Origin of the sequence: Novipirellula sp., from assembly GCF_041583735.1 — a bacterium.
In the GTDB taxonomy this organism is placed as follows: Bacteria; Planctomycetota; Planctomycetia; order Pirellulales; family Pirellulaceae; genus Novipirellula.
Window position 1 is genome coordinate 1 of sequence record NZ_JBFHFD010000608.1, and the last position, 5,311, is coordinate 5,311.

The 5,311-nt window shown below is 56.4% G+C and carries 2 protein-coding genes; both read right to left on the bottom strand.

Annotation, left to right across the window (positions count from 1 at the left end):
- A partial coding sequence (locus ABX962_RS29340; protein WP_372724837.1) for a hypothetical protein occupies positions 1-3,095 on the bottom strand: 3,095 nt, incomplete at its 3' end.
- Between the two features lie 84 nt (positions 3,096-3,179).
- A partial coding sequence (locus ABX962_RS29345; protein ID WP_372724839.1) for a hypothetical protein occupies positions 3,180-5,311 on the bottom strand: 2,132 nt, incomplete at its 5' end.

Sequence of the window (5,311 nt, forward strand, 5' to 3'; positions counted from 1 at the left end):
CCTTGCGGATTGATCCGCTTGGACCGCAGCAACATCTCGATCACTTCGGTTTGCGCTGCGATCGTTTCGGTGCCGGTACTCGGCGAACGCAACAAGCTGGCTGCTTCGTTCATCGTTTGGCTGACCATCAATAACAAATTGATATCGCTTTCAAAATGCACCAAGCCATCGGGTAGCGATTCCAATTCACCTGCCAACCGTTCGCTTCGCTGGCGAAGCTTCGTCTGCCGATCGCTCAACGCAATCGCATCTTGCAGATACTCTTCATCGCTGACGCTTGCTTTGGATTGCTCGGCCACACGCGTCGCCTCGCGAAGATCGACTTCGCCTTCGAGAATTCGCAACATCTCCAAAACCGCCTCGGGCGGCAGTGACGCAAGTTTCTTGTCATCCGATTCACTCTCGCCGTCACCGGTCTCGATCAGATCATCCGCCCAACGATCCAACGTATCGGACCAAAATTCGGCTTGAGCCATCACCAAGCCTTGATCCTCAGCGACTTGGCGACTCAGTTTCGTCAGCGACGACAGCATATCGAGCTGCTTCATTTCTTCGAGCACCAATTTGAACCGCATCAAATTCCGGCGGCGATAATAACCGTCCACGTCCGACATGATCGCAGCCAGCGTTCGAGTGCTGTCGAGTTCGGTCATCGCCAATCGCTTGATCACCGCTCGATCGGCCGATGAGATTGAATCGGCTGCCCCAAACAGCCCCTCGATGCGAGCCGCGAGTTCATCAGCCACCTGGGCCTGCTGACGCGATGCGGCCTTCAAACGCTTGACCAGCGTGCTGCCTTCGAGATTCGCCATCACGGTATCCAGATCGTCAGACACCTTTTCAAATTCGGCTAACAATTTTTCCTGTTCCTCGATCGCAGCATCCAAATTTGATTCCGCAGCCGCTGGCTCCGACTCGCTGGCGTCGGATTCTTGTGCAGTTTCTTTCACGGGGCCGGTAACGATCGTCACCGCCTTGTCCAATCGCGAATTGGAATCATCCGCCGGTTCTTCCTTGCCTGCCTCTTCCTTGCCCGATTCAGTCGGACCGGTGGGTTGTTGTGACGATTCCTGATCGACCAAGTTGGGCGTTTCGGATGACTCCGAATCGGAAGTATCAGTGTCACTCGATGACGTACTGCTCTGTTGTTCGCTCGACTGCATCGCTGAGCTTTTTGCAGATTCGGCAGCATCACTCTTGCTGGTCGCTATTTCAGTCGATGCTTTCTGCAGCAACTCGGCGACCGAGGGCATTCGATTCTCGGAGATGTCATCGAGCGTTTGCAGCATCTCGGCCCATTGCTGGACTTGTTCTGCTTCGATCTCGGAATTGCGTGACGCCTGTCGCAACAACGACTCACCCTGCTTGGTCAGTTCGGCCAATTGGCGGGCGTTCGCATTTTCCGCGGTGACTTGCTTCCTTAGCTCATTCCGCACTTCATCGCTAGAAAGCGCGTCCTGCTGCATCGCCCGCAGCTGTTTATTCCGCTCGTGCAACCCGCGTTCACGATCACGAACATCCAGCGACGCACCGTGCCATTTTTCCATTTGGTTTGCGATCCACTGGGCATGCTGCGGAGCCGTCATCACGTAAAAGGTGTAAGGTGTCGAAAATTGACGCTCGCGACCCGGCAAATAATCCTCGGCCCACAAACGCAGCTCGACGATCCCCGGTTCGATGCCCAGCGATTGTGCGGAAAAGACCGCATCGACTTGCAGCGACGAGTCATGAGCCTGCCCGCTGGCCAAAACTTTTTCGCCGCGGGAATTCGCGGGCGCCGCATCCTCGTTTCGAATCCACTCGAAACCGACACGTTTGATCCCAAAATCGTCCAGCGACAGCAGTTGAAAATTGACTTGATCCGTCTCGAGCAAGACGCTTTCGCGAGCGAGATTCTGGGCCGCAACGGTGGGAGCCGCATCAGGAATCGCTTCGACATGCAATTCAAACGGCGACAGGCCTGCGAGTCCATGTACGTCATGCCAATCAAATCGCAGCGATGGCGTTTCGCTTCCAACCGTAATGTTTGGCGCTGCAAAGGAATCGTTCCAAACCTGCACCGGCAGATCATTGACCGACGCAGTGCGAAGTGGACTCGACGCCGTCACCGATACGTCGCCGTAACTGCCCTCGACCGCACTTAAGGTTCCGCCTCGCACGTCGATTGCAATCGGATCAGGTCGTTGCAAATAGTCGGGCAAATGCATTTCGGCGACAATCGAGGTGAGTGCAGGTCGCAGCGTCGGAACAAGCAAAACGGATTGCTTCGCGTCGCCCACCTGCAACTGCATTTCGCTGACTTCGTTACGCGGCGGCAGCGTAAAAACATACGAATTGCTCTCGCGGGTGGTGACGATGGGCGACAAACCATCCAAATGAAGCGTGGCCGCCCGAGGACGCCAGCGACTTTCGGGTTTCAAACTGACCTGCCACTGCAGTGACTCTCCGTGTGGCACAATCAAGCGATTTGTAAGCGGTTCCATTTCCACGAACGTAAATCGTGGAGTCGCCCGCCAAGGCATCATCAATCGATCCCAACCGCTGCGAAGCACCGGCATGGCAATCATCGCTAATGCCGCGAGCAGCAGCAGCGTGACAGCAAGTACAGCGGTAAGCATACGAAGCGAGGTGGGCGGAACCGCCTCGCCAAGATCTCGCTGCTTGACGATCTCAGCCACTTGCACCATTGCGGCTTGGCACAACGCTGGGGAACGCGATTGCTCTCGGTCGCTTTCGACCAACTCGATGACGCCTAACAATTGGCCACCGATACCGGGCTCTCGAACTCGCAACAAGCGGGCGATCTGGTTAAGACTTCGGCACTTCCACACCCATTGGTACAACGCCCAGGGGATGACCAGTCCGACCGCAACAATCAGTAGCAAGATCGCCAACCGCAGCAAGATCGGGGTATCCCAAAACCGATCGAGTGCAATGACAAGCAATAGTGAAACCACCACAGCGACCATCACGATCGAGATCGACTCGACCACTTTCGCGGTCCAAACGCGATTACGAAATGCCACCAACTGTTCGCGCAGCGAGTGCGGAACCATCAAACGGGTGTTACGGTCGTTGGGAAAGGAGACGCTCAAGGGTTTGCTTGTTACCTCGATAGTGTTGCTAACTACAATTCGTCATTCTACTCGGTGACGATCCATGCCAAAGCGGACGTGCGACTACATCAAACCGACTCGCTTTCGAGCGATCCAAAACAGACCGAGCAGCCCAATCAGCAGGATGGCGATCAGCGGATGGCTCCACAATTGAACACGGCGTGTTTGCGTCGTCGGAATCGAAATGGTTTTCACTGCGCCGAGCACCGCGTCGGTTTGATCGAGCGAAAACACCTCCCCTCGCGAAACCTTGGCGATTTCCGCTAATACCTCGGGGCGTGCGGGTTTGCCGATCCGCTCCAACTGGGCGTGCTGGACATGGATCGAGGTTTCGAACGGAGTGTCGCTGGAACCGGACAACATCATCACTTGATATTCGCCCGCTTCGCTTGGAATGAACGTCCCGGCGTAAGCCCCCCAGGTATCGTCCACATTTTCCAGAACAACGGTTTGGATTTTTCCAGACGGAGCGACGATCCGAACCGATACCTCACCGGCGACCAACGGATTCCCATCGTCGTCCAAGCGATTCGCATTGAGCGTGACTCGCTGGTTCACGCGAGGCTGCTCGGGCGCGTAGAACAGCCCCTTGGACATGCGATGTTGATACGCCATCCAACGAACGACTTGTCCCCAAAACCGATAGTGATACAAGTCTTCGACGCCGCGTCGCCAACGCCATGCACCGTCGGTTCCCATGAATAACACCTTGCCTGCGCCGGCCGAACGGGTGACGACCAGCGGGGTTCGACCGTATTGATTGGATGCGTCTTCATGAACCGCCAAAACCTCGGCACCCGCCGTCGCACGCACGACCGGAGCGTACCACTGAAATCCCGGCAAACCTGCCCAAACGCGTGCGTTGGCATCATCGTTATCTGCAAGCTTCGTCAGCAAACTATGGCGTCCGAGTTCGGTCAAGGCAAAGTGGCTCGCCGCTCTCGATCCCCAGCCCGTCGGCTGTGATTCATCCAACGTGACTGGCAACAGATCGCCGAGCGGAGAATCGACAAGCGACATCTCATGCCCCGCCATTCCCGGAATCAGGACCAGCCCGCTCGCCTGTTGTTCGACCAGCCCCTTTAGCAAACGACACTGTTCTTCAGTCAACTGATCTTCGCCGACTCCGACATCGCCGAGAAACACTACGTCGTATTGTGAAAGCTCGGCCAAGTCATCCGGAAAGGACGCGATGTAGTCTCGATTGCCACCGCCGGTCTTACTCAAACCGGGGTGAAACAGCAAACACGAAACTTCGATTCCAGGGTCTCGTGACAGGGCATTGCGGAGGTAGCGGTATTCCCAACGTGACCGCGACTCGATGACCAGCACCTTCAATTGCTCTTCGGGAATCGAGATCGGCATCGAAAGTTCGTTATTGCTCGTGATGCGTTCGCCTGAGTGCGGCGGGATCGTCAACGTCAATTGGAATTCGCCAGTCTGCAGTGGCTTCCACAATATGGCATCCACGGTTTGCCCCATCGCATGGATGGTGAACTCGTGAGTCACCTCGGTGCCATCGGAAGCGGTCAACTTGGCGACGGCGCGATGATCCTGAGCTAACGAACTTTCGACCGAAAAGGGAATCCGCAACGTTTTGTTGGCAACACCCAATGCGGGGACTTCAAAGCTGAGCAATTCGACGTCGGGAAGTCGCTCTTTGCTGCCCACCGGGATGGTAAAGATGGGAATTTGCTGCATGCGGAATTGCGTCGCCTGCTGAACCGGCGCCGCGCCCGCGTTCCAGTCTCCATCGGACGCCAACACCACCGCACGCAGATTGGGGTAGCCATCGATCGCCGAGGCGAGTGCTGCATCGATATCGGTGCGATCGTTTTCATTACCAATGGCGAACGACACGACGACCACATCCGCTTCCTGCTCGACTGCGGCCCAAGTTTGCTTGTCCATCAAGTGACGAATCGAATCACGACGAGTTCGCGTGGGCTCGGACGGGTCGCCCACATCGGCGGTTTCCATGCTGAGCGAATCGTCGCCCAAAATCACCACCGTGGGACGACGGGTGGGATCAATTTGGTAGATCACCTCGGGCTGATTCAACAGCACCACCGCAAACGCAACCAACAGGACACGACACACCTCGAGCCAAACCACTGACGAACGAAACCGGCTTCGCGCGGATGCGATCCAGGCGAGTCCACAGGTGACAATCAGAGCGATGATCGAAACCGCGA